Origin of the sequence: Fulvivirga marina (assembly GCF_016775155.1) — a bacterium.
GTDB lineage: Bacteria > Bacteroidota > Bacteroidia > Cytophagales > Cyclobacteriaceae > Fulvivirga > Fulvivirga marina.
Genome location: NZ_JAEUGD010000042.1, coordinates 211,930 through 237,489, shown reverse-complemented (window position 1 = coordinate 237,489; position 25,560 = coordinate 211,930). Strand labels below are relative to the sequence as shown.

General features: G+C 39.5%; 24 protein-coding genes and 1 tRNA gene. 10 read left to right on the top strand and 15 right to left on the bottom strand.

Annotated elements, in window-relative coordinates; all coding sequences use genetic code 11:
* Positions 1-7: 7 nt before the first annotated feature.
* Positions 8-1,384: an MBL fold metallo-hydrolase gene (locus JMN32_RS11825; RefSeq protein ID WP_202856535.1), complete on the top strand. Its 1,377-nt coding sequence runs from the start codon at positions 8-10 to the stop codon at positions 1,382-1,384.
* Between the two features lie 47 nt (positions 1,385-1,431).
* Here the strand turns inward: JMN32_RS11825 and JMN32_RS11820 are convergent, their stop codons facing one another.
* Positions 1,432-2,190, bottom strand: coding sequence for an SDR family NAD(P)-dependent oxidoreductase (locus JMN32_RS11820; RefSeq protein ID WP_202856534.1), 759 nt, complete (start codon positions 2,188-2,190; stop codon positions 1,432-1,434).
* 71 nt (positions 2,191-2,261) lie between these two features.
* On the opposite strand from JMN32_RS11820, the gene JMN32_RS11815 reads away from it, so the two are divergent.
* Positions 2,262-2,549, top strand: a complete 288-nt coding sequence (locus tag JMN32_RS11815) for a hypothetical protein (protein WP_202856533.1) — start codon at positions 2,262-2,264, stop codon at positions 2,547-2,549.
* A 13-nt stretch (positions 2,550-2,562) separates the two neighbouring features.
* A complete protein-coding gene (locus tag JMN32_RS11810; RefSeq protein ID WP_317191776.1) occupies positions 2,563-2,889 on the top strand; it encodes a GNAT family N-acetyltransferase in 327 nt (108 codons plus the stop codon).
* An 86-nt stretch (positions 2,890-2,975) separates the two neighbouring features.
* On the opposite strand, the gene JMN32_RS11805 is transcribed toward JMN32_RS11810, so the two are convergent.
* The 8 genes from JMN32_RS11805 to JMN32_RS11775 form a co-directional block, all read right to left on the bottom strand.
* Positions 2,976-4,094, bottom strand: a complete 1,119-nt coding sequence (locus tag JMN32_RS11805) for a hypothetical protein (protein WP_202856531.1) — start codon at positions 4,092-4,094, stop codon at positions 2,976-2,978.
* A gap of 11 nt (positions 4,095-4,105) precedes the next feature.
* Positions 4,106-4,582 carry a hypothetical protein gene (locus JMN32_RS11800; RefSeq protein ID WP_202856530.1) on the bottom strand — a complete coding sequence of 159 codons (477 nt, stop codon included), beginning with the start codon at positions 4,580-4,582 and terminating at the stop codon, positions 4,106-4,108.
* A 1-nt stretch (position 4,583) separates the two neighbouring features.
* Complete coding sequence (locus JMN32_RS11795) at positions 4,584-5,054, bottom strand: hypothetical protein (protein WP_202856529.1); 471 nt, start codon at positions 5,052-5,054, stop codon at positions 4,584-4,586.
* Positions 5,055-5,086: 32 nt separating this feature from the next.
* On the bottom strand, positions 5,087-5,623 hold the full coding sequence (locus tag JMN32_RS11790; protein WP_202856893.1) for an RNA polymerase sigma factor: 537 nt from the start codon (positions 5,621-5,623) through the stop codon (positions 5,087-5,089).
* Between the two features lie 94 nt (positions 5,624-5,717).
* On the bottom strand, positions 5,718-6,578 hold the full coding sequence (locus tag JMN32_RS11785; protein WP_202856528.1) for a hypothetical protein: 861 nt from the start codon (positions 6,576-6,578) through the stop codon (positions 5,718-5,720).
* A 122-nt stretch (positions 6,579-6,700) separates the two neighbouring features.
* Positions 6,701-7,141, bottom strand: a complete 441-nt coding sequence (locus JMN32_RS11780) for a darcynin family protein (RefSeq protein ID WP_238354444.1) — start codon at positions 7,139-7,141, stop codon at positions 6,701-6,703.
* Between the two features lie 96 nt (positions 7,142-7,237).
* Positions 7,238-7,369 carry a hypothetical protein gene (locus tag JMN32_RS27520; protein ID WP_262896715.1) on the bottom strand — a complete coding sequence of 44 codons (132 nt, stop codon included), beginning with the start codon at positions 7,367-7,369 and terminating at the stop codon, positions 7,238-7,240.
* A gap of 8 nt (positions 7,370-7,377) precedes the next feature.
* Entirely contained in the window at positions 7,378-10,407 is a 3,030-nt protein-coding gene (locus tag JMN32_RS11775; RefSeq protein ID WP_202856527.1) for an aminotransferase class III-fold pyridoxal phosphate-dependent enzyme, read from the bottom strand.
* Between the two features lie 185 nt (positions 10,408-10,592).
* Between JMN32_RS11775 and JMN32_RS11770 the strand changes: the two genes are divergently transcribed.
* Complete coding sequence (locus JMN32_RS11770) at positions 10,593-11,024, top strand: OsmC family protein (RefSeq protein ID WP_202856526.1); 432 nt, start codon at positions 10,593-10,595, stop codon at positions 11,022-11,024.
* A 74-nt stretch (positions 11,025-11,098) separates the two neighbouring features.
* Here the strand turns inward: JMN32_RS11770 and JMN32_RS11765 are convergent.
* The 5 genes from JMN32_RS11765 to mltG all read right to left on the bottom strand — a co-directional run bounded on the left by JMN32_RS11765 (position 11,099) and on the right by mltG (position 15,484).
* Positions 11,099-11,183, bottom strand: a tRNA-Ser gene (locus tag JMN32_RS11765).
* Between the two features lie 75 nt (positions 11,184-11,258).
* Entirely contained in the window at positions 11,259-13,034 is a 1,776-nt protein-coding gene (locus JMN32_RS11760) for a DUF4153 domain-containing protein (RefSeq protein ID WP_202856525.1), read from the bottom strand.
* Between the two features lie 27 nt (positions 13,035-13,061).
* A complete protein-coding gene (locus JMN32_RS11755) occupies positions 13,062-14,024 on the bottom strand; it encodes a YihY/virulence factor BrkB family protein (RefSeq protein ID WP_202856524.1) in 963 nt (320 codons plus the stop codon).
* The gene (locus JMN32_RS11750; protein ID WP_202856523.1) at positions 14,025-14,432 is read right to left on the bottom strand and encodes an acyl-CoA thioesterase; all 408 of its coding nucleotides are present in this window, start codon (positions 14,430-14,432) and stop codon (positions 14,025-14,027) included.
* Complete coding sequence (gene mltG / locus JMN32_RS11745; RefSeq protein ID WP_394369172.1) at positions 14,432-15,484, bottom strand: endolytic transglycosylase MltG; 1,053 nt, start codon at positions 15,482-15,484, stop codon at positions 14,432-14,434. Before mltG ends, JMN32_RS11750 begins: the two co-directional genes overlap by 1 nt.
* A gap of 416 nt (positions 15,485-15,900) precedes the next feature.
* Here mltG and JMN32_RS11740 point away from each other — a divergent pair, with 416 nt between their 5' ends.
* The 4 genes from JMN32_RS11740 (at position 15,901) to JMN32_RS11725 (ending at position 21,078) form a co-directional block, all read left to right on the top strand.
* The gene (locus JMN32_RS11740; protein WP_202856521.1) at positions 15,901-17,001 is read left to right on the top strand and encodes a hypothetical protein; all 1,101 of its coding nucleotides are present in this window, start codon (positions 15,901-15,903) and stop codon (positions 16,999-17,001) included.
* A gap of 151 nt (positions 17,002-17,152) precedes the next feature.
* Complete coding sequence (locus JMN32_RS11735) at positions 17,153-17,782, top strand: L-threonylcarbamoyladenylate synthase (RefSeq protein ID WP_202856520.1); 630 nt, start codon at positions 17,153-17,155, stop codon at positions 17,780-17,782.
* Positions 17,775-18,407 (top strand): WbqC family protein, encoded by a 633-nt coding sequence (locus tag JMN32_RS11730; RefSeq protein ID WP_238354443.1) that lies wholly within the window; start codon positions 17,775-17,777, stop codon positions 18,405-18,407. Before JMN32_RS11735 ends, JMN32_RS11730 begins: the two co-directional genes overlap by 8 nt.
* A gap of 127 nt (positions 18,408-18,534) precedes the next feature.
* Positions 18,535-21,078, top strand: a complete 2,544-nt coding sequence (locus tag JMN32_RS11725; RefSeq protein ID WP_202856519.1) for an ATP-dependent Clp protease ATP-binding subunit — start codon at positions 18,535-18,537, stop codon at positions 21,076-21,078.
* 380 nt (positions 21,079-21,458) lie between these two features.
* Here the strand turns inward: JMN32_RS11725 and JMN32_RS11720 are convergent, their stop codons facing one another.
* Positions 21,459-23,558, bottom strand: a complete 2,100-nt coding sequence (locus tag JMN32_RS11720) for a hypothetical protein (protein ID WP_202856518.1) — start codon at positions 23,556-23,558, stop codon at positions 21,459-21,461.
* Between the two features lie 185 nt (positions 23,559-23,743).
* On the opposite strand from JMN32_RS11720, the gene JMN32_RS11715 reads away from it, so the two are divergent.
* Together JMN32_RS11715 and JMN32_RS11710 are read left to right on the top strand one after the other, a co-directional pair.
* Positions 23,744-24,817: a sensor histidine kinase gene (locus JMN32_RS11715; RefSeq protein ID WP_202856517.1), complete on the top strand. Its 1,074-nt coding sequence runs from the start codon at positions 23,744-23,746 to the stop codon at positions 24,815-24,817.
* An 8-nt stretch (positions 24,818-24,825) separates the two neighbouring features.
* Positions 24,826-25,545, top strand: a complete 720-nt coding sequence (locus JMN32_RS11710) for a LytR/AlgR family response regulator transcription factor (RefSeq protein ID WP_202856516.1) — start codon at positions 24,826-24,828, stop codon at positions 25,543-25,545.
* Positions 25,546-25,560 lie beyond the last annotated feature (15 nt).

The following is a 25,560-nucleotide window of genomic DNA, read 5'->3' as shown; positions in this document are numbered from 1 at the left end:
TGAATTTATGTACGTAGAGCAACTTTACACTAATTGCCTTGCTGAAGCAGCTTATTATATCGAATCAGATGGTGAAGCTGCCATTATTGATCCACTTAGAGAAGTGGAACCATACCTCGAATTAGCTGAAAGACGCAACACAAAGATCAAGTACGTATTCGAAACACATTTTCATGCTGATTTCGTTTCCGGTCACATAGATTTATCACAAAAAACCGGTGCAAAGATTATTTATGGCCCCAATGCCAACACAGAATATGAAATATATAATGCTATAGATGAAGAAATTTTCACTTTAGGAAAAATTACCCTTAAAGTATTACATACCCCCGGTCATACACCAGAGTCAACATGCTACCTGTTAAAGGATGAAGAAGGAAAAGACCATGCGATTTTTACAGGTGATACTTTGTTTGTAGGTGATGTAGGTCGACCTGACTTGCTAGACGGTGTGATGAGCAAGGAAGAACTCGCTGGAATGATGTATGACTCGCTCAATTCAAAAATAAAAAACCTGGCAGATGACGTGATCATTTATCCAGCACACGGTGCAGGCTCTGCCTGCGGAAAAAACATAGGCAAAGAGACTTACTCTACCATTGGCATACAAAAAGCCACCAACTATGCGCTTCAGGATATGAGTAAAGAAGCGTTTATTACCAAAGTTACAGATGGCATGCTCCCTCCTCCTAAATACTTCTTTGAAGATGCAAAGATCAATAAGAAAGGATATGATTCCATCGACAGCATTATGGATAAAAATAAGGCTGCATTAGAACTTAACGAGTTTAAAAAACTGATAGCAGAAGGGGCCTTAGTTCTGGATACAAGAATACCTGATGACTTTGAAAAGGGCTTTATTAATGGCGCGGTCAATATAGGGCTTAACGGCCAGTATGCTGTTTGGGTAGGTACCCTCATTAATATCAATCAACCTTTGGTATTGATCGTGGAGCCTGGTATGGAAAATGACGCAGTTTTGAGATTAGCTCGCGTGGGGTATGAAAAGGTAAAAGGTTACCTGAAAGGAGGTCTTGAAAGCTGGGATGAGGAACTAGAAAAAATAAATTCTATAAATTCCTCTGATGTAGCTGAACGTTTACAAAAAGGGGATACTTTAATTGACATACGCAAACCTGGTGAATTCAACACGGCTCATATTAAAGGAGCTCAGTTCATCACACTATCAGATATGCCTGGCAACCTTAAAAGTCTGAATAAGGAAAAAAACTATATAGTACACTGTGCCGGAGGTTACCGGTCCATGATTGCTACTTCCATTATGAAAAAAGAAGGGTTTAAAAACCCCATCAATGTGTATGGTGGCTTTGGAGCTATTAAGGATACAGGGGTAGAAATTGAAAGCGAGGCTGTGGAGGCATAAATATTATTGACTTCCGAAGTTTTCAAAGGCTTCGGAAGCCCTTTCAATTATCGCACATAACTTCCCGCATTAATATCAATAGTTGCTCCTGTAGCATGTTTTGACAGGCCACTGGCAAGAAAGCAAACCGTGTGGGCTATATCAACAGGTTCGGTTAGCTCTGAAAGCACAATATCTTTAGTAGCATAGTCTTCACCATAGGCATCAATAAAATCCTGCGCCATTTCTGTCCTGGTAAAACCAGGAGCAACACCAAAAGCGGTTATTCCCTGTTTACCATAGGCTCGGGCAATGGACTTGGTTAAAGCCACAAGCCCTCCTTTCGAAGCTGCATATGCCAGGTAGTCCGCAGTATCCCCTCTGAAGGCAGCACGTGAACTAATATTAATTATTATTCCCTCTTTCCTTTCAATAAAATGAGGAATGGCAAGTCTGCAAAGTATAGCTGGGGCAGTAAGGTTTACGGCTATAGTTTTGTTCCATTGTTGCAGCCATTGCTCATCATCAATTTCCAAATTAGAGGATATGGCAATGCCAGCATTATTTATAAGAACATCCAGATGACCATAATGAGACAACACTTTGTTGAGTAGCTCCGCTGTAGCTTTAGCACCCCCCAGATCTGCCTGAAATGCTTTTGAGGCATTCCCTATACTCCCAGCTATTTTTTGCGCTGATTCTAAGTTATTATTACAATGTACGGCCACCGAAGCCCCAGCTTCCCCTAATACCTCTGCTATGGACTTGCCGATGCCGCGACTGGCCCCTGTAACAAGAACAACTTTATGAGTTAAATCTATTTGCATAGGGTAAATTTAGACATTTTATCTCCTAAAAGTCATACCTCGGATCACCAACCTTTTTAATTTTTAAGCGTATGAGAAATTATGAGATTTTTTATAGGACTTATACTGTGGTTCATCTTGCTGGCTCTTTGCTGGCCATTAGCGCTTTTGGTAATATTTATCTGGTTGATCTTATTGCCTTTCCAGCTTTTGGGTTTTGCCATCAGTGGTATATTCAACCTAGTAACAGCCATTTTGATGTTCCCATTCAAAGTGGCCGGATTAACGGCAAAAAGGTAGCAACAGCATTTCATGCAAATACGAAAGATCAAGGCCAAAGAAACATGGCCTCTGCGCCATATGGTTATGTGGCCAGATAGACCTTTAGAATTTGTGCAGCTACCAGAAGACCACTCAGGAACCCATTACGGACTGTTTGTAGATGACAAATTGGTCTCTGTTGTTTCTCTATTCCTAAAGGATAATCAACTCCAGTTTAGAAAATTCGCCACCCTTGTAGATAAGCAGGGCATGGGATATGGATCAAAGTTACTCCGTTATGTCATGAACGAGTACCTCTCATCAGAAATTCATAGCATCTGGTGTAACGCCAGAGAAGAAAAGTGCTTGTTTTATGAAAGGTTTGGTTTAAAACAGACCAAACAAAAGTTTTCCAAAGCCGGCATTAACTACATAATTATGAAAAAGAGTATTAATTAACCTCTCTTTTTCAGGATGGGAGTTAATATAAACAATGCTTTATTTAATAACCCCTTTCACACCAGTTAATCCAGAAAGGATAGTTTTTACTTCTTTTGCCAGTAAATGAGGTAAGACAATGTAGTGCTAAAATAACCATTAGCCGAGTATTCAATTTCCTCACCTGGAAGAGCTACGGGTAAGTTGTAGGCATAGTTAAGCAGGAGGTTCCACTTACCTGCCGTTATAGATACCGGCAACGAAAAACTATAGTTCATAAACCCAAACGTATCCTCGACTGTAAACTCTCCATTGTAATAGGATGCTATTGTGTGTTCAATTTGGTCTCTGGTATAACCTCTCTCTCTCAAATAAGAGGCAGCAGCAAGCTGACGGTCTGACTCCAGCAAATAAACCAGCCTACGATACCCTCCGTACTCCAATTTTGGATAGTTATTTTCCTGAACAATCTGATTCAGGTCAGTAGCAGCTGTTCTTGGTTGCCTTAAATAAAATACATTGGCATTCCCCCACTGAAATGATGCTCCGGGCATGAAGGTTATACTGTTAATGAACCCCAACGTCTTGATTTTCAATCTTCCATTAGCACGGACAGTTAATCGATGTGCTTTATCGTTACCGTAGAGAAGAGCATAGTCAGCACCTACATCAGCCCATTTTTTTTGAAAATAAATGGAAGCTTGTGCTACTTTATCAAAGCTATGATATTCAATACTGTCATTAAATAAATAGAAGTCATGTGCTACGCTCAACACCCACTTTTCACCCAAAGTATGTATATACCCAAAATTAAAGGTATTCAGGTAATAACCCGGATTATATTCATTGCTAAAATAACCGGTTATACCGGTAAAAATACCAGAGTGATGATAGTAAGCAATTCCTGGTGAGAATCCATATTGATCAAAACCAAAATTACGACCTGCACTAACTATATTACTGACATATCCCAGCCTCAAGTTAAGTGAAGAGTATTTGGCACTATCCAAAGTCAATAGGCTATCAACAAGGTTAAAAAGCTCATCAGGGATAGTTTCATTAGCAAATAGTGAGTCCAATTCGCTATATAGCTCCTCTAGCGAAGGGCTCTGTTCTTCTTGCTGACTATAAAGTGGACTCTGAGCCATGAGCAGAGCCACAACCAAAATGGCCCGGAGGAAAAATAACCTCCGAAGCATGGATATATAACGTGCTATGTTATTCAATGTACACCCGTCTAAAAATCGTTATCTCTTCTTTCCTGTCTGCTGTTTATCCTGTCTCTTTGGTCCCTCCTCCTTTCAAGACGCTCTAACAGCATCCTCCGAAAATCATCCTCTGCTTTTCGAAGCTGGAGTAGCTGCTGAGTACTTATCACCCTCGTAAGTCTCTCGGCATAGGTACGATCTATATTCAGCTGTCTTTCTTTTAATTCAAGGCCTTTATTCAACAGCATTTTGCTTTCTTCTTCTGTCATATTCTTTCTATCAACCGACTGCCGGGCCTCAACAAACTCCTGACGTAAAGCTTTGCGTTTTTCACTATACTCACGGTAAAGGGGCCAGAATTTTTCAGCCTGCTCTGGTGTCAACTCCAGCCTTTCGGTAATCAAAGCTATGCGAGCGCTCTCTATTTTCTTCAGCCCCTCTTTACTCTGGCCCACCAAAAAAGTGCTTATAAACACCAACGACAAAACCATTATTAACTTTCTCATTTCAAAACATTTGTAAATTTTCATCAGGAGATATTCCATACTGTTCATATAGCAATTCCAAATCCGGATCATTCAACTGAGGTTCTATAAAATCCCCAGTATTACCAAAGGTCAGCCCCAGGTTTTCTATATCTGTGACCTCCATAATTTCATAAGCGTCGATTTCAGATTGCTGTAAGTATAACACCAAGTCTGAATCTGAAACCTTGGCAAGAAAATCTTCTGCACTAACTCTATCAGTTTTATTATTCTGCAAACCAATAAGTGTAGCAACCAGCAGTAGTATTGAAGCTGCAGCCACATACCCTACAACCTTCCAATTAACCCGTAAGGTTATCTCTTTTCCTTTATCACCCTCATCGATCTTCTTCAGGACATTATCCGGCAAGGCCTCAAAATAACCTTCCGGAGCCGTATAAATATCCTTTTTGGGGATTTTATTAAGATCAATATTTCTTTTATCCCTTTCCATTTACTTATTAGATGTTCTTCATGGTTAAAGGTTTAATCACGCTGCAAATATTCTTCTATTTTTTTTGTAGCATGATGGTAGCTGGCCTTTAGACTTCCTATGCTGCTATCTGTTATCTCTGCTATCTGCTCATACTTCAATCCTTCATAATATTTTAAATTAAATACAAGCCTTTGCTTATCTGGCAACTGTAATATCGCTTTTTGTAGCTTTAGTTGTATTTCATTCCCATCTAAATGTACTTCACTCGTCAGGTTATTAATAAGCACTTCAGTAATGTCAGCACTGAAAAACATGCGTCTCCTCTTTTTACGAAGAAACTGCAGGCTTTCATTTGTTGCTATCCGGTAAATCCAGGTAAACAATCCAGACTCTCCTTTAAATTTATCCAAATTATGCCATACTTTCACGAACACCTCCTGAACCACATCATCAGCATCCTCATGGTTAACAACCATTTTTCTTACTATACCATATACCTTCTGCTGATACTGCTGTACCAGCTTAGCAAAGGTATCACGCTTAGAACCTTCCTGTTGAAATAACCGGACTAACTCTGCTTCTTCCACAATTAGAGGTTTCGCTTCAAGTAGATAAAAGAAGTTGCCGTTTATGACAACTTCTTCCACAATAAGTTATTAATTTCCTAAATATAAATCTCGATTAAGAAGCAGTGACTGTGTAAACCCTGTCGTTAATGGTTACCGTAAATTCATTATCACATGATCCGTCACCGTAATCTACTGTTCTTGTCCTGTTTCGGTCTATACCATTGATAACCATTTCCTTAACTCCACTAATTCTAACAAACCCTCCATTGGCCCGGCAGCCAAAGTTCATAATTATTGGTTCAGTAATAGTATGTGTAAAGCCCCTGCCTCTCGTTGAAACACCTTCATAGGCACCGGTAATTTTGAATACATTGCTGGCAACTATTCCATCTCCTTCACCTTCAATCCATTCTCTGGTTGTTGCCCCATTCATTACAAAAGTATTTCCATCAGGATAATGAATAGTATAACCCTCTAAAGCCCTGGTAGCAGTCAGGTTACCATCTACATTTCTATTCATATCACGAAGTAAAATAGCACCGGTGATCTTCTTGTTATTCACATAGTAATTCTCAAAAGTTATTACCCTGTTTGCCATATCATCGTCAAAAGTGCCTCCGTAAGTAATGATGATTTTTCCCGAACGCTCTCTGCCATATGGACCAATGCAACTGTCTCCAAAATCTAATGTAATAGTCTTTGCTACCTCATCACGAATAACAATTACACAAAGACTGTCCCCTTCGATTCTCCCACCGGAAGCTGATATTTCTGCAACTGCCTGATCCATAAGCAGCAGATCCTCATCCACAACGGTTTCTGTTTCACTACTATTTTCAACAATACCCAGCTCTTCTTCTGCAGAAACGGTAGTCACCTCATTCTCGTCTTCACTACAGGCCTGAAACAAAAACGAAGAAGCTGCAAATGTTGCAAAAAATATCACGTTTTTTAATGTGCTGATTCTTTTCATAGTCGTATTAGTTTTGTTTTGTGCCAGTTAGATGTGGCTGCTATGAAAAGGTTTAATGGAGAAACGATTTTTTTTATAAATCTTTTCTCTATTAGTGAGAAGCTAGAAAATATAAAAGAATATCACTCTTTATTAAACTCCTCTTCTTCAAAACGCTGAAAGCCATTTTCTACCCCTATGATTACATCATTTAGCTCAATATATGGTTTGCTAAAAAGCTCCGTATCTCTAAGGTATTCCATAAAGTAGTAATAATCTTGCAAGTTCTGACATTCAACTAGCATGAAATCTGAGGTTTTAGCATGAAAAGCCTCACTATCAAACAGTCTGATGGACAGTCTCTCATCGCATTTCTGTATTATTGGTGCAATTTCAGTTTCAAAAAATCGCCCTCGTTCTTCCCTGCTTAATGCTAACCAATAGTTAGTTGCCCGGTACAATACTAGTATGGAGTAGGTCATTTCATTTTCCACATTATGAGTTAAATATTTGTTTTGAGGTTTTGTAGCAAACAAACAGATCGCAATCACCAAAAGGAGAGATAATGCAATAGTTTTTTTCATCAATTATTGTTTTTGTTTATGCAAAACTGATAAACAACAACCTTCTATGCATTTACATATGTTAAGACAAATGAAATTTTTGCAACCTACTTTTTATTATGTACTGCTCCACTCTGCTGCAAATTGAATATCTTCAAAGTATTGATCTGGTTTGATCTCCATAAACAAGATAAGCAGATTGGGTGATTGCCATTCGGTTACTACTGCACCATTTAATGAGTAATGCATGTGCGGTATCACAATTTTAAAAAATCTTCCTTTAAGACCTCCTCCAGCTTCTCAAGGAAAAATTCCATATCGGTTGCACTGAAACAAATTGGGGGCTTAAGCTTCAACACATTATTATCCGGACCATCAGTACTCATCAATACCCCTTTGTCCCGCATGCGATTGGATAGATATACTGCTTCCTCAGTTGCCGGCATTAGCCCCTGTCTCACCAGTTCAAAACCAGAGAAAAGTCCATTACCCCGCACGTCTCCTATGATAGGGTATTGAGTTTGCAGCTGTTTAAGCTCCCGAATTAAGTTCTCTCCGACCTGCAAGGCATTTTGTTGCAGTCCCTCTTCCCTTACGACCGACAGTACTGCACGACCTATGGCACAAGACACCGGATTTCCCCCGAAGGTATTGAAATACTCCATACCACTGGCAAATCTTTCTGCGACTGCTTCCGTAGTTACTACTGCGGCTAAGGGATGTCCATTACCCAAGGGTTTCCCAATGGTTACAATATCTGGTACTACGTCATGCAATTCAAATCCCCAGAATTTCTCACCTACCCTGCCCATACCAACCTGGACTTCATCGGCGATGCATAGCCCTCCTATGGATCTTACAATTTTATAAACCTCCTTCAGGTAATCTTGTGGCAGTGGTATTTGCCCGGCACAGCTCATTATACTTTCGGCAATAAACCCAGCAAGGCCCCGACCTCTCTCTGTTATAGATAGTAAAGCCTGTTCTACATGTCCAATATATTTTTTGATCGCTGTCGCGTCATCACTCCTATATAGTCCCCGAAACAAATCAGGGGTAGGCACCACATGAGTACACTCCGGCGCTCCTTTTCCTCCTTTGCCATCAAATTTATATGAACTGATATCTATGCAACCATTAGTATTGCCGTGATATCCTGTTTCCAGCACTATCATATCTCTGCTACCTGTATTGGCCTTAACCATGCGCAACGCCAGTTCATTAGCCTCACTTCCAGAGTTTACAAAATGACACACGGATAGTTCCTTAGGCAATGTGGCTGTAAGCTCCTCAGCAAAATGTACGAGTTCCTCATGAAGGTATCGGGTATTGGTATTCAGCACGGCCATTTGCTCCTGCCCTGCCCGAACTACCGCAGGATGTTCGTGACCTACATGAGCGACATTATTAACCATGTCCAGATAACGCCTTGCTGTGGAGTCATACAAGTACTGTTTAAAACCTCTAACAATGTGTAAAGGTCTTTGATAAGAAATGCTCAGGCTCCGGCCCAGCCTCTTCTTCCTTTGCTCTATGATTTTCTCTGCATCATGTTTGTCTCCTTCAGGTGATGTTAACCCCATATATGACATAGGGTCAAGAATAAGTTGCTTCCACACATCCAGTTCATCATGGTAAACTACACCAGGATAATCCCCTTCATAGTTCAGCATATCACTCATCATTTGAAAATGCAAATGTGGCGGCCACTCTCCATTTTCTTTTTCATCGCCAAACCAGGCCAAAAGCTCACCTTTTTTAAAAGGTTTCCCAACCGTTAATCCCGTCAAAGATTTTACGGACAAGTGCCCATATAATGTATAAAATTTAACTCCTTTAACTTCATGTTCCAGAATAATCGTCGGACCATAGTCTCGCGCACTGCTGTTGTTAGCAAAGCTATGTACTATACCATCATAAGCAGCATAAACGGGAGTACCGGCAACTGCAAACACATCCACTCCCAGGTGAACCGTCCGCCACCCAGGCCCATCATTCCCATGCTGCAGATAAGCATCTGTAGTATAAATTGGTCTGACTTCATCATACCTGCCAATACTTATAGCAGCATCACGATCTTCCATCAAACGATCGACCTGCCTGCAAAAAGCTTTGGTAGTTTGATAATTTGCAGCATTACCCAACTCCAGAGAGCCAACACTTAAATCCATCCAGTACAACTTAGGACTGGAAAGACCTTCAACAACATCGGCGAACCTCAGGCTTTGATTCTTAGCTACTTTGCGGATTTTATCAGCTTTGGGACATGCACTCCAACCACAGGCTGCCCTAAACCTGTAGTGAGCAAATGCCGGGGCGATCTTCACCAGCTTTTCCAAAAGATCCCAAGCTGGCTTTTCACTGATCAATAAGTACTCATTATCGGGGTGTTCTTTTTTATTAATAACAGAAGAAGTCACGGTAATAATCAACCGAATACAAGTGAGAGCAAACAACGCCTCCACTTCATTTTCTTCCAGGGGGAAAATCTCATTGTACCCTAAGATAACATGACATGCTGCTTCCAGCGGATTATTCTTACCCATCATGGCGTAAGCCAGTACTATAGCCAGCTCATTGATTTTGTAAGTATGTACTACGTCTCCAAAATCAATAAAGCCATTTATCAAAGGGTTTTTGGAGTCTCCATTAACAATAACATTATGGTCATTGGCATCATTATAATTTACTCCTTTTCGAAGCTGCTTCATTAAAGGCCGTATGGCATCATACAATTCATAGAAATGTAAAGCTATAACTACCTGCTCCGGTTCTGAAAATTTATCAAAATGACCTTTTATCCAATCCGCCTGAGCAGGGTCCCATAGCTGCTTTCGATGAGCTTCAGGATGATCAAAACCAGTGAGAGTCTTGCTTAACTCACCACAAGCTTTACCCAAGCTAATCAGCAACCCGCTGTTCTGAGGGTTCATGTCAGCATATAACCTTCCGGGCACCCAGGTTAGCAATCGTAAAATCTTCGGTTCTCCTTTAAGGTCAACCTTTTCATAGGCATTTTTATTCAGGCTTTTGACCACTTTTGGCAAAATTAGACCTGTTTTACCATCCAGATAATCCAGTAATACGGTTTGAAACTCTACTTCCTTCTCAGAAATATTCGCTGAGGAAATCTTAACGCTATATTTTTCTCCCCCATCAGATTCCATCAAATAGTTTTCATCGGCTTCTCCCTGCAGAGCTTTTAATTTCCCGGAAATACCATAGTATTCACTTATAAGTTGCCGGACTTTTTGAATGCGTTCTTCCTGAGTGCGTTTTGCTAACATATAACCTTACGTTTAGAAGTAATATTAGTGAATCAGTGAGGAGAGAGCAACTATCAATAGTCTCAATCAATAAAACTTTTAAACTTTCCCGCCATAATAATGTTGAAGAGAAAAAGAGCTAACTTTTAATAAAAGTTAAAATACTTCTCCAAAGACAATCATTAAAGACTCTAAAATCAACGACTATGAAATTTGTAAGAAGAGCAAATGCCCACTGGGAAGGTTCCGGAAAAGAAGGAAATGGAACTGTAAGCACACAAAGCAAGGCACTGGATAAAAGTAAGTACTCTGCTTCTTCAAGGTTTGAAGATGGTATAGGCACCAACCCTGAAGAGCTTGTAGCAGCTGCACATGCAGGCTGTTTTACAATGAAACTGAGCTTTATTTTGGGAGCTTCAGACTACACTCCCAATAACCTGGACACTGAAGCCAAACTTACTTTTGAAGATGGCTCCATAGTTCAAATAGATTTGGTTGTAAAGGGTGATGTGCCCAAGATCTCTGATGACGAATTCCAAAAGGCGGCTCAGGAGGCTAAAGAAAACTGTCCTATAAGCAAACTGTTAAATACGAAAATCACAGTATCTGCAAACCTGGCACAACCTGCTTCGCCATGACTGATGGGCTCGATTAGCAAGAGGCATTAAAAACAAAAAGGCCTCAGCTTACTAGCCAAGGCCTTTCCTTTATGCAGAGGAGGAGGGATTCGAACCCCCGGTACCTCGCGGTACAACGGTTTTCAAGACCGCCGCATTCGACCACTCTGCCACTCCTCTTTGATTATCATTCGAACTCTTTCGCCGAATGGGACTGCAAATGTATATGATTATTTTTTTTCTGCAAACAACAATTTATTTTTTTTCTTCATGCTTCGTAAAAAAGAGGTCAAACCCGATATTCTGTAACTTAAACTTCTCTTTATCTAACCGCTCAACGTAAAGGCTATGAATATACAAAGAATAGCTCATTCCAGCATTATCACCATGTAAGGCCATTGCCTCAGGCTCCATATCATATACATAACTGTTATGTAACTTCACCAGATCTTTAACTAATGATTCAATACCTATCTGAGCTTCCCAGCCTACTGAATCTGCTATATTAATAATTAACTCATCTGAGTCTAACTCAATAGCAACTCCCTTAAAGTTGCTTTCCTGATGGTCTTCAAACCTCAAGAATGAAGCATGTTTTATCCCCATCGAGTAGTTGGTACGTGTGGTAAAGGAAAAGTACCTGCTTAGCGCACTCTCCTCATCCTGCCATTCATTGACATACTCCAGGTTATATTCCTGAAGCAGCACACTTTCAATACCTACATATTTTGATGTCTTCAAAGAATCAACGTTATGTTTGAAATATGCCTGCACTTTATCCATGCTTTCGCGTTTCTTCAAGTAAGTCAAAATAGAAGAAAGACTTTTCTTATCCTCAAATTGAAGCTCTAAAGGTCCCTTTACTTTTTCATTAAATATTCTTTCAAACCTGTGAATTTGATTGTTTATAGACATGGAAAATGCTCCCCATGGACCAAATGATGTTAATAATACCACTATAGCAAGTGTAACGGGAATTAATTTAATGTTCCTGGATTTAGAGAATATGAAATATGCGCCAACCCCAAAAAGCCAGAAATCCAGGACAAAAAGAAAATATCTATTCTCGGTAAGGCCATACTCAGAGGCCCTCAGATAAACTGCGAGATAAAGAACTACAACTAGTGGTATCAAAGAGATAAAGAAACCTCTGGCAAAAACCCTTAGCCATACTTTCGTTTTTTCAGTCACTACCGGATACACTAGCAAATAAGAAAGGATACCTAATACAGAATAGCTCACAAACAGGTAAGCAATCCAACCTTTGGGCCAGTCCCATTGAATAATTATTTTAAAGGTATAGAGGTATAGAATGATGTTGTATATACCTACCAAGGGTATTAGTATATACTGGGTAAATATGGATAGCCCTTTAGAGTAGGCATCGTCATCCTTAAACATCTCGTCTCTTTGGGGCACACCTCCCAGAAAATACAACATGGAAAATATTCCTGTGATTATAAAAAACAGCTTAGAATAGGTTTTATCTCTGATATCAATATCAAACAGCTTTTCAACTGCCAGAAATGCCAAAGCTAAACCCGCAAACAGCACCATAGAGAAAAAAAATGCTGTAAGTATCTGCAGAAAAAGCTGCTTATTGTACAACCAAAAGCCTGGTTTGTTGAAATGAACAATATAAGGTGCAAATGAAACCAAGAGATGCGCCACAAGACCAAAAAGCACAAATCTTACACCATGGATAACTTGCAATTCAATTGGTAGAGAAAAATAGTAGAGTATTAATAATATTGCTCCGATAACCTGGATGGCATAATGAACCATTCGACTTCTCAGGTTTTCGCCAATGAGCTGCAAAGCTGTAAAGAATGAAATCCCCAGCCCACTTACCATTACCAGTTTCATCAGTTGTTTTTGCAGCTCTTTATTTTCGTAGCTAACCTCCACATAATAACACATGGATACTGTACCTATTATGCCACACAAAGTTGCCAAAGGAAACCTTGCCACTGTCTTTGCAGTTAACACAAGGGCTTCCTTAAGATTAGGAATATTAATTTTAGCTATCATAGTATAGCTATATTAAGCAAATTTTAGCTAGCTAGCTAACTTACTTTCATCTATACCTGAAATACGGTGAGCGTGGTGTACACTGGCATTAACTTCATAACCTACCAACAACACTATGGAAAGAATCTCCTGCCAGATCATCAAGGCTATTAAAACCCCTAATGAGCCATAAAGCTTGTTGTAAGTAGCAAAGTTGGATATATAAAATGAAAAACCATAGGTCACGCCCATACTGAGAAGTGTAGCTATCAACGAACCTATTGAGAAAAACCTCCAGTTATAATGGACGGCTGGTCCAAAATAATAAATAAAGGAGATCGCCAGGAAAAATACAATAAAAAGCACAACAAAACGCAATAGAAAGAAGATATAAATCAAGTAGTCCTCTATATCCAACCATTGAAAGTTGTTGATAGCATCAACCGCAGCGTTTCCTATTACTAAAAGTACACTGGCCAGGATTAATACGACAGCTAGCATAACTGTAAGGCCGGTTGCCACCAACCGCATCTTAAAAAAGCCTCTTTTCTCTATTGTTTTGTAACATGAGTTAAAGGCTTTCATTAAGGACATCATACCATTGGTAGCCAGGTACAAGGAGAACACTGCACCGAACGTGAGTAGACCTCCTCTGGTATTACCTACAATATCTTCAACAGTAGCGTATACGGTAACATACATACTCTCAGGCATCACATCACCTATAAATTGCATAATGGAGTCTTTACTTACTCCTGGTATTACCTGATGAATGTAGGGAGTAAGTGTAAAAAGGAAAATGATTGCGGGAAATACCGCTACGGTAAAATTAAATGCAACCGCATTGGCTCTTTCAATAATTTCATCTTTCTTGAGCTTACCAATTAAGACCATAATGATCTCATAAAGTGTGAGATCATCATAACTCCGGAATCTGACCCGCTTTAGAAGGTCTATGAGCCCGTGATAATACTTGCTCTCCAGAATATATTTGGTAATTCTTTTCTTCATTTATTCAAAAAAAGGATTGAGCAAATTCGCCATCACCTCCGGCATTATGCAAGGTCTGCCCGTTTTCATATCTACAAAAACCAAAAGGGTCTCTCCTATATGGATCAATTTATCAGATTCGTTATAAATTTCATAATCAAATTGAATCCTTACGGCCGGTTTCTTTTTAATGGTAGTCTTAATGGTAAGAAGCTCATCGTATTTGGCAGGAGCCAGATATTTCGATTTGTTTTCCAGAACAGGCATCATTATCCCCTGGTCTTCCAGCTCTTTATAACTCAGGCCCAGGCTTCTCAGACTTTCAACCCTCGCCACTTCATAGTAGGCTGCGTAGTTGCCATAGTATACATACCCCATCTGGTCTGTTTCGGCGTATCTTACTCTTACTTGGGTGGTTTGCTCAAACATTAATTACTGTTGTTCATTCTCGCTTTACGCTGTTCAATAGTCAATTGCTTTTGGTATCGCGCTGCATTCCTCAAATGTTCATTGTAGTTACTTGCAAAATTGTGATACCCGGAAAAATCTTCACGAGCACACATATATACATAGTTATGGTCCTCATAATTCAGCACGGCATCAATCGAATGTATAAACGGCATGTTAATAGGGCCGGGAGGCAATCCGGGGTATTTGTAAGTATTATAAGGAGAATCTATTTCCTTGTGAATATTAAGCACTCGTTTGATAGTGAAATCACCGGAAGCAAAAACCAGTGTTGGATCCGCCTGCAGTGCTATCCCCTTCTGCAACCGATTAATATACAGCCCCGCTATCCTGGGGCTTTCATCCTTTTTTATACTCTCCGCCTGCACTATTGAAGCCAGAGTTGAAACTTCTAAAGGGGTAAGTCCAATGTTTTTAGCTTTCTGTTTTCGCTCATCACTCCAAAACCTTTCGTACTCACTATGCATACGTTCAACAAGGTCCTCTCCAGAAATATCGTAATACACCTGATAGGTATTAGGAATAAACATACTGATTATATTATTCTCGTTGAACCCCTCTTTATTGGTCTCAACATAATGCTTCAGCGCTTTATTAAAGTCTTCGGAAGTTATCTCCACATTCCTGGTAAGTCTCCCGGCTAACTCTTCCTTCAACCTGAGATTATTAAAGGTAACATTAACCGGCTGCTGCAACCCCGCCCTCAGCATTCGAATGGCCTGAAGATTAGACATATTTGCCTTTATAAGGTATCTGCCCGATTTGATCTGAGTATCATAATTCATCAATTTAGCCAAAAAGCTAAACGAGACAAGATCCTGAACATAATTAAGGTCGTATAACTTATCCTGCAAGGATTTAAAAGTCTCATCTGACTCAATAATAATTACCCTATCTTCCTTATCCACAAGAAAATTTGGTGAATAAATCATTTGATAAACGTAAAATGAGAATGAAGATAATAGTATGGTAAAGACTAAAATAAAAATGACGAAGATATTCCTTCTTTTCATCATATGATTTTAAGTAAATATTAACATTGCTTTCAGAGTGAGTAATCACCACCCTCTAACTTCGACAAAAGTAATAATTCCTTCCATAAAATAGTTCCTCTCCTTTTTTAACATGCATTATGTCTGCAGCACCTGTGAGTACAACTAAGGACATACTTCATGAAAAATTGATTACTTCTGAAAAAAATCATGTACTATTTTAAATTAAATTTCCCCAAAACACACCTATAATACAATTCGGAAACATAACATAATATTTAAAATTTAAGCAAAAATTTTTCTATTTGTTAAGTATTAAAATTATTATTAACTTATATATCCTATTTTATAAACACTTACACCTAGGTTGATAGTTGGCTTAAATTCTACCGATATAATCATGTAAGGTTATTTGAAATATAAACACATAACACAGCATGAAAGCAACAATGAAAACCCTTATGACATTAATGCTAGGTATTGCATTAATCGCCTGCGACCCTCTATCGGTTAATACCGTAGAACCCGCTTTGTCCGATGACAGTAACATTACCTCACCAACTCTGATAGCGCCAGGAGTTGAGTTCTGTGGTGAACCACAGGAGGGGACGCTCTTTGCAGAAAATGATATTTACGCAGGTACCGTAACAATTTATAATGATGAAATTAACCTCTATGTAACCGTCTATTCTATTCAAGGATTTCTGAATATTAACAATAATGTGAGGTTATGGGCAGGTACCGACCTTAACTTAATGCCACAAAACCTCTATGGCATTCCAAATACAGGCTTGTTTCCTTACAAAGCAACGGTCAACGGCACTGAGCACACATTCGCGGTTCCTTTGGCAGGAATTCCAGGGTATAACTCGTCGGAATGTGGCAGTGGCTCTGTTTATTTAGTATTAAATGCTGACGTATTAGTTGATAATGGCTATGGCGGCATCGGTGTATCCAGTGCATATGGGGGTGGTGTAAAAGTAGATGGTTCAGTTCCATGGTATTACTCTATATACACTCCTCGATGCTGCGAAACACCCCCTCCTCCGTCTGAAGGTACTTGCGAAACAGCTTTTGGTAAATTTGATAAAACCGGAGGTTTCGGAACAGGCTATGTCTTCACAACTGGAAATAAGTGTAACCCTGAATCCTACGCCTCACTGGCCTTAACCAAAAACAGATGGGGATGGGCCGGCAATTTTACTGCCGACGGAACCTACACCTTTGATGTTTGGGCCGGTGCAGGTCTAAACAATACTGCCAAAGGCACACTGGTTGGAACAGTTACTATCACTATGACAGGAAACTCTGTAGAAGTAACTTATAACCTTAGTGGGTATTCGTTACAGGAAGTGCACATCTATATTGGAGACTTTATGCCGACAACATTGGCTCCAGGCCAATATGGATATAATAAAATCTTTGGCCCTCTTCCCTCAGACTATCCAACAACTCATGCCGCATCATTTACAGTTAATGATACGAATGGGGATGGTATCTGGATTATTGCCCATACTGTAGTGTTTGGAGAATTTTAATGACATTATGGTCAGATAGTAATTCAATAACACGGAGCCCGGTTTCCAAGACCGGGCTTTTTTATTTTCAAAAGCACCAGTACAATTCACGCTTATTAAATGTATTATTTCTTTTCAGTAACTTAGCATATACATTTAAATAATCAGCCTGATGCCTGCGGAATTAATTAAACTATACCAGGAAAACCCGGAAAGAAATAAAATTGAACACATTGTAAATGTGTTGAAGAATGGAGGAATTGTTATTTACCCCACTGACACAATTTATGGTATTGGCTGTGATCTTTTCAACAAAAAAGCAATAGACAAACTCTGTTGGCTCAAGGGCATCAGGCCCAAAGACTTCAATCTTTCTTTTATTTGCTATGACCTAAGTGACATTTCCAATTACGTAAAGCGTATAGACACCCCAACCTTTAAGGTATTGAAAAAGGCACTCCCAGGCCCCTTTACATTCATTTTGGAGTCCAACAGTAATGTACCTAAAATACTTAATGTAAATAAAAAAACAGTTGGGATCAGGATTCCGGATAATAACATTCCCCGAATGATCGTAAACATCTTGGGCAACCCTATTGTAACCTCATCTATCAAGCATGATGATGACGTACTGGAATATAACACTGACCCTGAAGTGATTTTTGAAGAATTTAAAAATCAGGTTGATATTGTTATAGATGGAGGACCTGGAGGGAATATTCCGTCCACTGTAGTTGATTGTACGCAAGAAGAATTTGTTGTACTCAGGGAAGGACTTGGAGATATTCATGAGTATGCCTGACAAAAAAACCGCACTTATAGATATTCATTACCTGCCATGTATTGAATATTTTACCTGTCTCAAAAAGTTTGATACTATTCTTATTGAAAAGGAAGAATACTACATCAAACAAACCTACCGAAACAGGTGTCATCTATTAAGTGCCAATAAAGTTGAACGCTTGTCCGTTCCTGTAGTAGGGGGCAATAAGAAAATTAAAATAAAGGACATCAAAATAAGCTACAAAGAGAAATGGTATAATGACCATTGGCGAACCATAATGTCAGCATATGGTCGGGCACCATTTTATGAGTTTTTTTCGGACTATTTTGAGGGTGAATTCCAAAAAAGAGAAAAATTTCTCTTTGACTTTAACTTGAATCTACTGACATTATGTCTTAAATTATTACAGATTGACCCTGTAATAAATTTTACAGATAAGTTTGAGAAAAAGCCTGAAAGCAATATAATTGACCTGAGGTCAGTTATTCACCCAAAACAGCGTTATGAGCAAAATGCCTTTTATCACCCTCAACCCTATCAGCAAGTTTTTGGCAGTACTTTTGTGGCTAACCTTAGTATAATTGACCTCTTGTTTTGCGAAGGGCCAAACGCGGCAGCAACTGTTACTAATTCGATGGCATAAGAATGAACATTTAGAATTAGTATTTCGTTAAACGATTAATAAATCATTCTTGTAAATACTACCATGGAAGGTGGTAATATTTTTGAAGAAATCATACATTTACACAAGTCACTAGAATTGCTCAAATATGGAAGCAAAATTTTCAAATAGAGTTAAAGAAGTAATTTCACTAAGCCGGGAAGAGGCGTTACGACTTGGGCATGACTATATCGGCACTGAGCACCTACTGCTGGGAATGATCAGAGAAGGAGAAGGTGTAGCAGTTGGTCTGCTTAGGAAGTTAGGAATAGCGCTTGATGAATTACGAGGAGCCGTAGAGAAAGTCTCTAAAGGTACCGCTTCTCACGATGTAAAAAATCTGGCCAATATCCCTCTAACACGCCAATCCGAAAAGGTATTAAAAATAACTTACTTAGAGGCCAAAATATTCAAAAGCCAGCTCATAGGTACAGAGCATCTGTTATTGTCCATCTTAAGAGATGAAGATAACATTGCCACACAAATTCTCGAAAAATTTGATGTCAACTATGATGTTGTCAAGGAGCTTCTGGAATACCAGACAGAAAACCCTATGGCATCATCAGACACTGACGACCCAGATGATGATTCATCTAAAATTTTCGGAGGTGGAGCGGGCTCAGGAGCCGGAAAAGAGAAAAAGGGCACTGAAAAATCCAGAACTCCGGTGCTGGATAACTTCGGTCGTGACCTGACCAAACTGGCTGAAGAGAACAAGATGGATCCTATCGTAGGCCGTGAAAAAGAAATCGAACGGGTAGCTCAAATTCTAAGCCGTAGAAAGAAAAACAACCCAATACTTATAGGTGAGCCGGGCGTCGGTAAAACTGCCATTGCAGAAGGCCTTGCACTTAGAATTGTGCAGAAGAAAGTATCAAGGGTACTTTTCGGTAAGCGGGTCGTTACTCTGGACCTTGCCTCTTTAGTAGCTGGCACTAAATACCGTGGCCAGTTTGAAGAAAGAATGAAGGCTGTAATGAATGAATTGGAAAAATCACCTGAAGTGATCCTTTTCATAGATGAGCTTCATACGATAGTAGGTGCTGGTGGTGCTTCGGGCTCGTTAGATGCCTCCAATATGTTCAAGCCTGCCTTGGCCAGAGGAGAGATTCAATGTATTGGTGCTACTACGCTTGACGAGTACAGACAGTATATTGAAAAAGATGGCGCTCTAGCCAGAAGGTTCCAAATGGTAATGGTTGATGCAACCACACCTGAAGAAACCATACAGATACTGGACAACATCAAAGAAAAATATGAAGATCATCACCATGTAAACTATACGCCTGAGGCGATAGAAGCATGTGTGAAACTCTCTGACCGATATATCAGTGACAGGTATTTGCCAGACAAAGCTATAGATGTTCTTGATGAGGCCGGAGCTAGAGTACATATTAATAATATCCACGTTCCTGATGAAATTGTAAAGCTTGAAGCTGCTATTGAAGACATCAAGGAAGAGAAAAATCAGGTTGTAAAAAGCCAGAAGTATGAAGAGGCTGCCCAATTAAGAGACAAGGAGAAAAAACTCCTTGAACAACTAGAGCAGGCTAAGCATAGATGGGAAGAGGAAACAAAGAGCAAACGCTATACAGTAGATGCTGAAAATGTAGCCGATGTTATAGCTATGATGACTGGCATACCTACTAAACGTATCGCTCAGAAAGAAAGCAATAAGCTTCTCGGAATGAACCAGGAATTGAGCGGTAAAGTGATCGGACAAGATGACGCCATTAAAAAGCTTACTAAGGCAATCCAAAGAACTCGAGTAGGATTAAAGGATCCTAAGAAACCTATTGGATCATTTATTTTCCTGGGACCAACGGGTGTAGGTAAAACTGAGCTTGCAAAAGTACTCTCTACATACCTGTTCGATAAAGAGGATACGCTGATCAGGATAGACATGAGTGAATACATGGAGAAATTCTCTGTATCGCGACTGGTAGGAGCGCCTCCGGGATATGTAGGGTACGAAGAGGGTGGACAGCTTACCGAAAAGGTGAGAAGAAAGCCATACAGTGTTGTATTGCTGGATGAAATCGAAAAAGCTCACCCTGATGTATTTAACTTGTTGCTTCAGGTACTTGATGACGGAATACTTACTGATGGTTTGGGCCGAAGAGTTGATTTCCGTAATACCATCATCATCATGACTTCCAACATTGGTGTTAGGGATTTGAAGGACTTCGGTGCCGGAATTGGTTTTTCTCCATCATCGAAGCAAAACAATGCCGATGAAATAATGAAATCAACCATTCAGAGCGCTTTGAAAAAAGCATTCAGCCCTGAGTTTCTCAACCGACTTGACGATGTGATTGTGTTTAACTCTCTACAAAGAGAAGATATTCACAAAATCATTGACCTCACGCTGGATAAACTCTTCCAGAGAATTAAAGCGCTTGGCTACAATGTAGAGTTGACAACAAAAGCGAAAGACTTCCTGGCTGAAAAAGGGTATGATCCTCAATATGGTGCAAGGCCACTAAACAGAGCCATTCAGAAATATCTTGAAGATTCTGTTGCTGAAGAAATCCTTAAAGGAGAGATTGAGGAAGGCTCTACCATTGTAGCGGATTACGATGGCAAAGGTGAGGAGTTGAAGCTTAAAGTAAAAAAACCAAAAGCGTCTAAAAAAGAGGAAAAAGAGGAATAATAATTAGCCTCGACTAAAATAAAGAAGGCCATTTCGAGAGAGATGGCCTTCTTGTTTATACGAGGGCTTAGGCTTGATATGTAAATTAACCCCATAATCTCGTTAAAAATTCATGTCTCGTTTACCAAGTCTTTGAAGATTAGTAAAACTAACCGTCCCCTACCTCCAGGTCTAACGAGATAACAGCCCTGCAGTTAGATTTCGCAAATAACACGTTGAAAGTATTAATCCAGAAAAGGCCAAGCCCGAGAGTTAGATTTGCTCCTACTTGAATGACTACCCACTGCCAATATGGCTGAAAGGTTAGCTTTAAAGTTTAGTAAAGCAGCGCTCTACTTCAACCGAGTATTTCTTGACAGTTTTTTAGCATTGTAGGGTTATTAATATCCTCCACTATACTTTCTTATTAACCATTCACTGGTAAGTAAAAACATCAGCAAGAAGAATAACCATTTCAAATGAATAAATGGAAGGTATTTTTCGCTCGTGTGAATAGTGCCCTGAGCCTTAAATGTGGCTAGTTCATCTTTGAAGCGATCTATTTCATCTACCCTGTAAAACTTTCCTCCTGTTTTATCGGACAGCTTCCTCAACAGATTAAAATCTGCAGTGAGATTAATATTTTCGATCTGCAATTCCTTAATCAGAAATTCTCCATTTACTACCTCACGTTTATCCCCAAGCTGGGTAGCGGCCATGTACCCGTAAACCCCTTCCGGAAGTCCGCTAACCTCATAGCGAGTATTGTTTTCATTGGTAATATAGCTGTAGTTATACTTGTTACCTTCAGCGTCAGTGAGAGAAAGGTCAATTTTGTTACCGTAAACTCTCTCATACAGATCGTTGTAAACTTCTGTGTCAAAAACCACTTTCTCGTTAGTAAGAAACTCATTTTTAACAGGGTAAGTCTTGAATTTCCTCTTGTCTTCTTTTGAAGAGAGATATTGAACCAGCTTAGTCATCAATTCATTAAAGGCCTGGTCGTTGCCATTTTTAGCATAATTAGTGAGCTTCCACAGCCATAAGCCACTTCCCAGGACCACTCCCCTTTTGTTTCCATCCCGATGCATAACAGCTATTAATGGCTTATTGGTTGCAATACTTCCAACTTGCTGATATAGCAAAATATCCGCATCAGAGGACATTGAAATACGGCCGAAGGGTACTACCACGGGAGGAAACTCATCCATGGACTGCTGTAGCTCATCGGAAAGTTTAAAACTGTTAAAACCCTGATTAAATACAGCAGTTACATGATCATACTCACCTGGAATAGCATCTAATGAGAGTACCTTATTAAACGTATTGAATTCCCTCACATTGGTTTGCGAACCATATATGATCAAGGCAGACGTCTTTTCTTTCTCAAACTTATCTGCAAAACGTGAGTATAGCCCGCTTTGGTCTGGGATTTGATGATAGATAACCAGATCATATTTTTTTTTGGAAGAGGACAGCTTCTGAACATCCTCGTTAAGGCTCAATATATATTGATCTATGGTGTAGTTAGCATTACTCTCAACAGCCGATTTTATGGCCTTGATATCTGGATGTGGTGCCGGAGCCAGAAGTGCTATTTGCTCTTTGCCTTCAATAACCTCTATATAAGCTTGCTGTAGATTATTGGTATAAGTAAACTCTCCGTCTTTCCTTTGAACACTTACCTGGTAACGCTGGTAGCCATTTTCTTCTGCATCAATGAGAAACTTTACATCTACTAATTGATTATCGGCGCCTAGCTTCACCTGTTGGTCAGCAATTACATTTCCATTTTTTATCACTGAAACCGTTACCTGCTCACCAGTATAACCACGATGTGTCACCTGGGCTATCAATGGAAATTTATTACCTTGGTAGGATATTTTATTGTACAACAGCGATATGATGGACAAATCTGACTTGGGAATGGTATCACCTACCCCCAATGTAAAAACATCAAAGTTGTAATCTGCAAATGTTGGAGAAATACCCTGATTGTAAATACCATCCGAAACGAGCACGACTCCTCCTAAGTTGCGCCCTTCATAATCCTGTTTTATATCATTAAGCAAACTGCTTAGATCCGTACTCTGCTTATTATAATTAATAAACTCTGGAAATTCATCACTTTGCACGCCAGACAGGTTGCGAAATTCAATACGATACTGATCCTCTATTCCCGAAGCCACCTGCTTTATTTTATCATTAAACTTTCTTAACTGCACACTATCCATCACTTCTCCCAAGGACCGTGAGTTGTCTATGGCAAAAATCATAGCTGGCTGCTCTATAATATTCTTAATTTGCTTTAGTACAGGTGAAATGAGTAATGCCGCAATTATGGTTACTGTCAACATTCGACACACAAACAGTAATTTGTTTAAGCTGGTACTCCATGGACCTGATTTTGTGTACAAAAGAAGTGCATATGCCGCTCCGGCCAACAGACATAGTAATAAAAACCATGGGGAATGCTCAAAAATCAACGCGGGTTTCTGCATCACTAAATTTTAAACGATAGTACGCAAATTAAGACAATTTCATCAAAATTACCCTCAATAAGAATATGAACATGGGCATTAAGCCTTTGTTCATCATTAGGTTTCTGCTATATGTCGAATTATCTTTATGAACGCAATTTTAAGAAGGTTATCTGGGTTATTTTTATGATATAAAAGGGTATAGCGTGCAGAAGAAATTTACAGTATTTTATCAAAAAACGCCAAGGGTGCTAAAGCACATTTTCTTTTGGTTGGTGTTTACTACTTTCTTTGCTGTATTGTGGGGAAGTTTTAATGACGATTATCTTCACCAATTTAAGATGCAGCTGTTATACCTCCCTGAGAAACTGTTTGCTACTTATATCACTATATACATTCTTCTGCCTAAATATCTGCTCAAAGAAAAGTACTTCCCTTTTTTCTTTTGGGCCCTTCTCGTACTACTGGTAGCGGGAGCTATACACTGGCTAACGGCATATTATATAGAACGTCCTCTTTATTATCCCGATGATGACTGGGGTGGCCTTTGGCATCCGCTGAAAATACTCAAATCGGCAACATACATTTATCCCGTTGTGGTATTGGCAACGCTTATTAAATTCTTCAAGCACTGGTATAGGGTACAACAAGACTCTCAGAGCCTGGCAAGAGACAAACTGCAGGCTGAATTAAAGTTTTTGAGAGCTCAAATACATCCTCATTTCCTTTTCAACACACTGAACAACTTATACGCACTTGCTCTCAAAAAATCTGACAGCACACCTGAAATAGTTTTAAAGCTATCGGACCTGCTCAACTATATGCTTTATGAGTGCAACACGGAGACAGTGCCCCTAACTAAAGAAATAGAGCTGGCAAAAAATTATGTAGCCTTGGAAAAACTAAGGTATGGAGAACGATTGGATGTATCATTTTCAGTAAGGGGGGAAATATCCGGAAAAACTATTGCCCCCATGATAGTCCTCCCCTTTGTTGAAAACAGCTTTAAACATGGTGTTAGCGGGGAAACAGATCACTCCTGGATCAGTATTGATCTCAATGTGAAGGATGACCTACTGACCTTAAAAGTAGATAACAGTAAGAGTACGGACCAAACCATAGATGAGCAGAACTACAGAGAAGGTATAGGTCTACAAAATGTAAACCGCAGACTGGAGTTACTCTATGGCGGAGCCTATGAGCTAAAAGTTCTGGACACGGATGAGTCGTATCTCATAGTACTCAAACTACACTTAAACGAATACTCCCAAAAAACGTAAATAATAAAATGAAGATCAGGTGTATCATAGTAGATGATGAGCCTCTTGCCATCGAAGTCATTGAATCTTACATAGCCCGGTTAGAGAATATAGAAATAGTGGCCAAGTGCAGTAATGCTTTAAAGGCATTTGATATCCTCAAAAAAGAGCCTGTCGACCTGATCTTTCTGGACATCCAGATGCCCAAGCTTACAGGACTGGATTTTGTAAAAACGCTCCAAAACCCACCTAAAGTAATTATAACCACCGCCTACAGAGATTACGCCCTGGAGGGGTATGAATTAAATGTGGTAGACTACCTGCTCAAACCTATTTCATTTGAAAGGTTCTTGAAGGCCGTCAGTAGAGTTTACCATACGGATATTTCTCATGGTGCTTCTGAAATCAGCAATGATATAGAATCGGAAGAAGCTTATATCTTTCTGAAAGCTGACAAAAAAATGGTCAAAGTGCAACTAAGAGACATTCTATACATTGAAAGCCTTAAAGACTATGTTAGAATCAAAACCTGTGACAAAGAAGTAATTACCCATCAAAAAATAAGCTATCTGGAAGAAAAATTGCCTGAGGAGTGCTTTCTTCGAATTCACCGTTCATTCATAGTCGCTGTAAAAAAAATTGAGACATATTCTGCTACTTCTATAGAGGTCCCCGGAAAAGAACTACCCATTGGCAGACTTTATAAAGATCAGGTACTGGAGTCATTAAATGCGAAGCATCAGATTTAGCACCTCAACAATTTA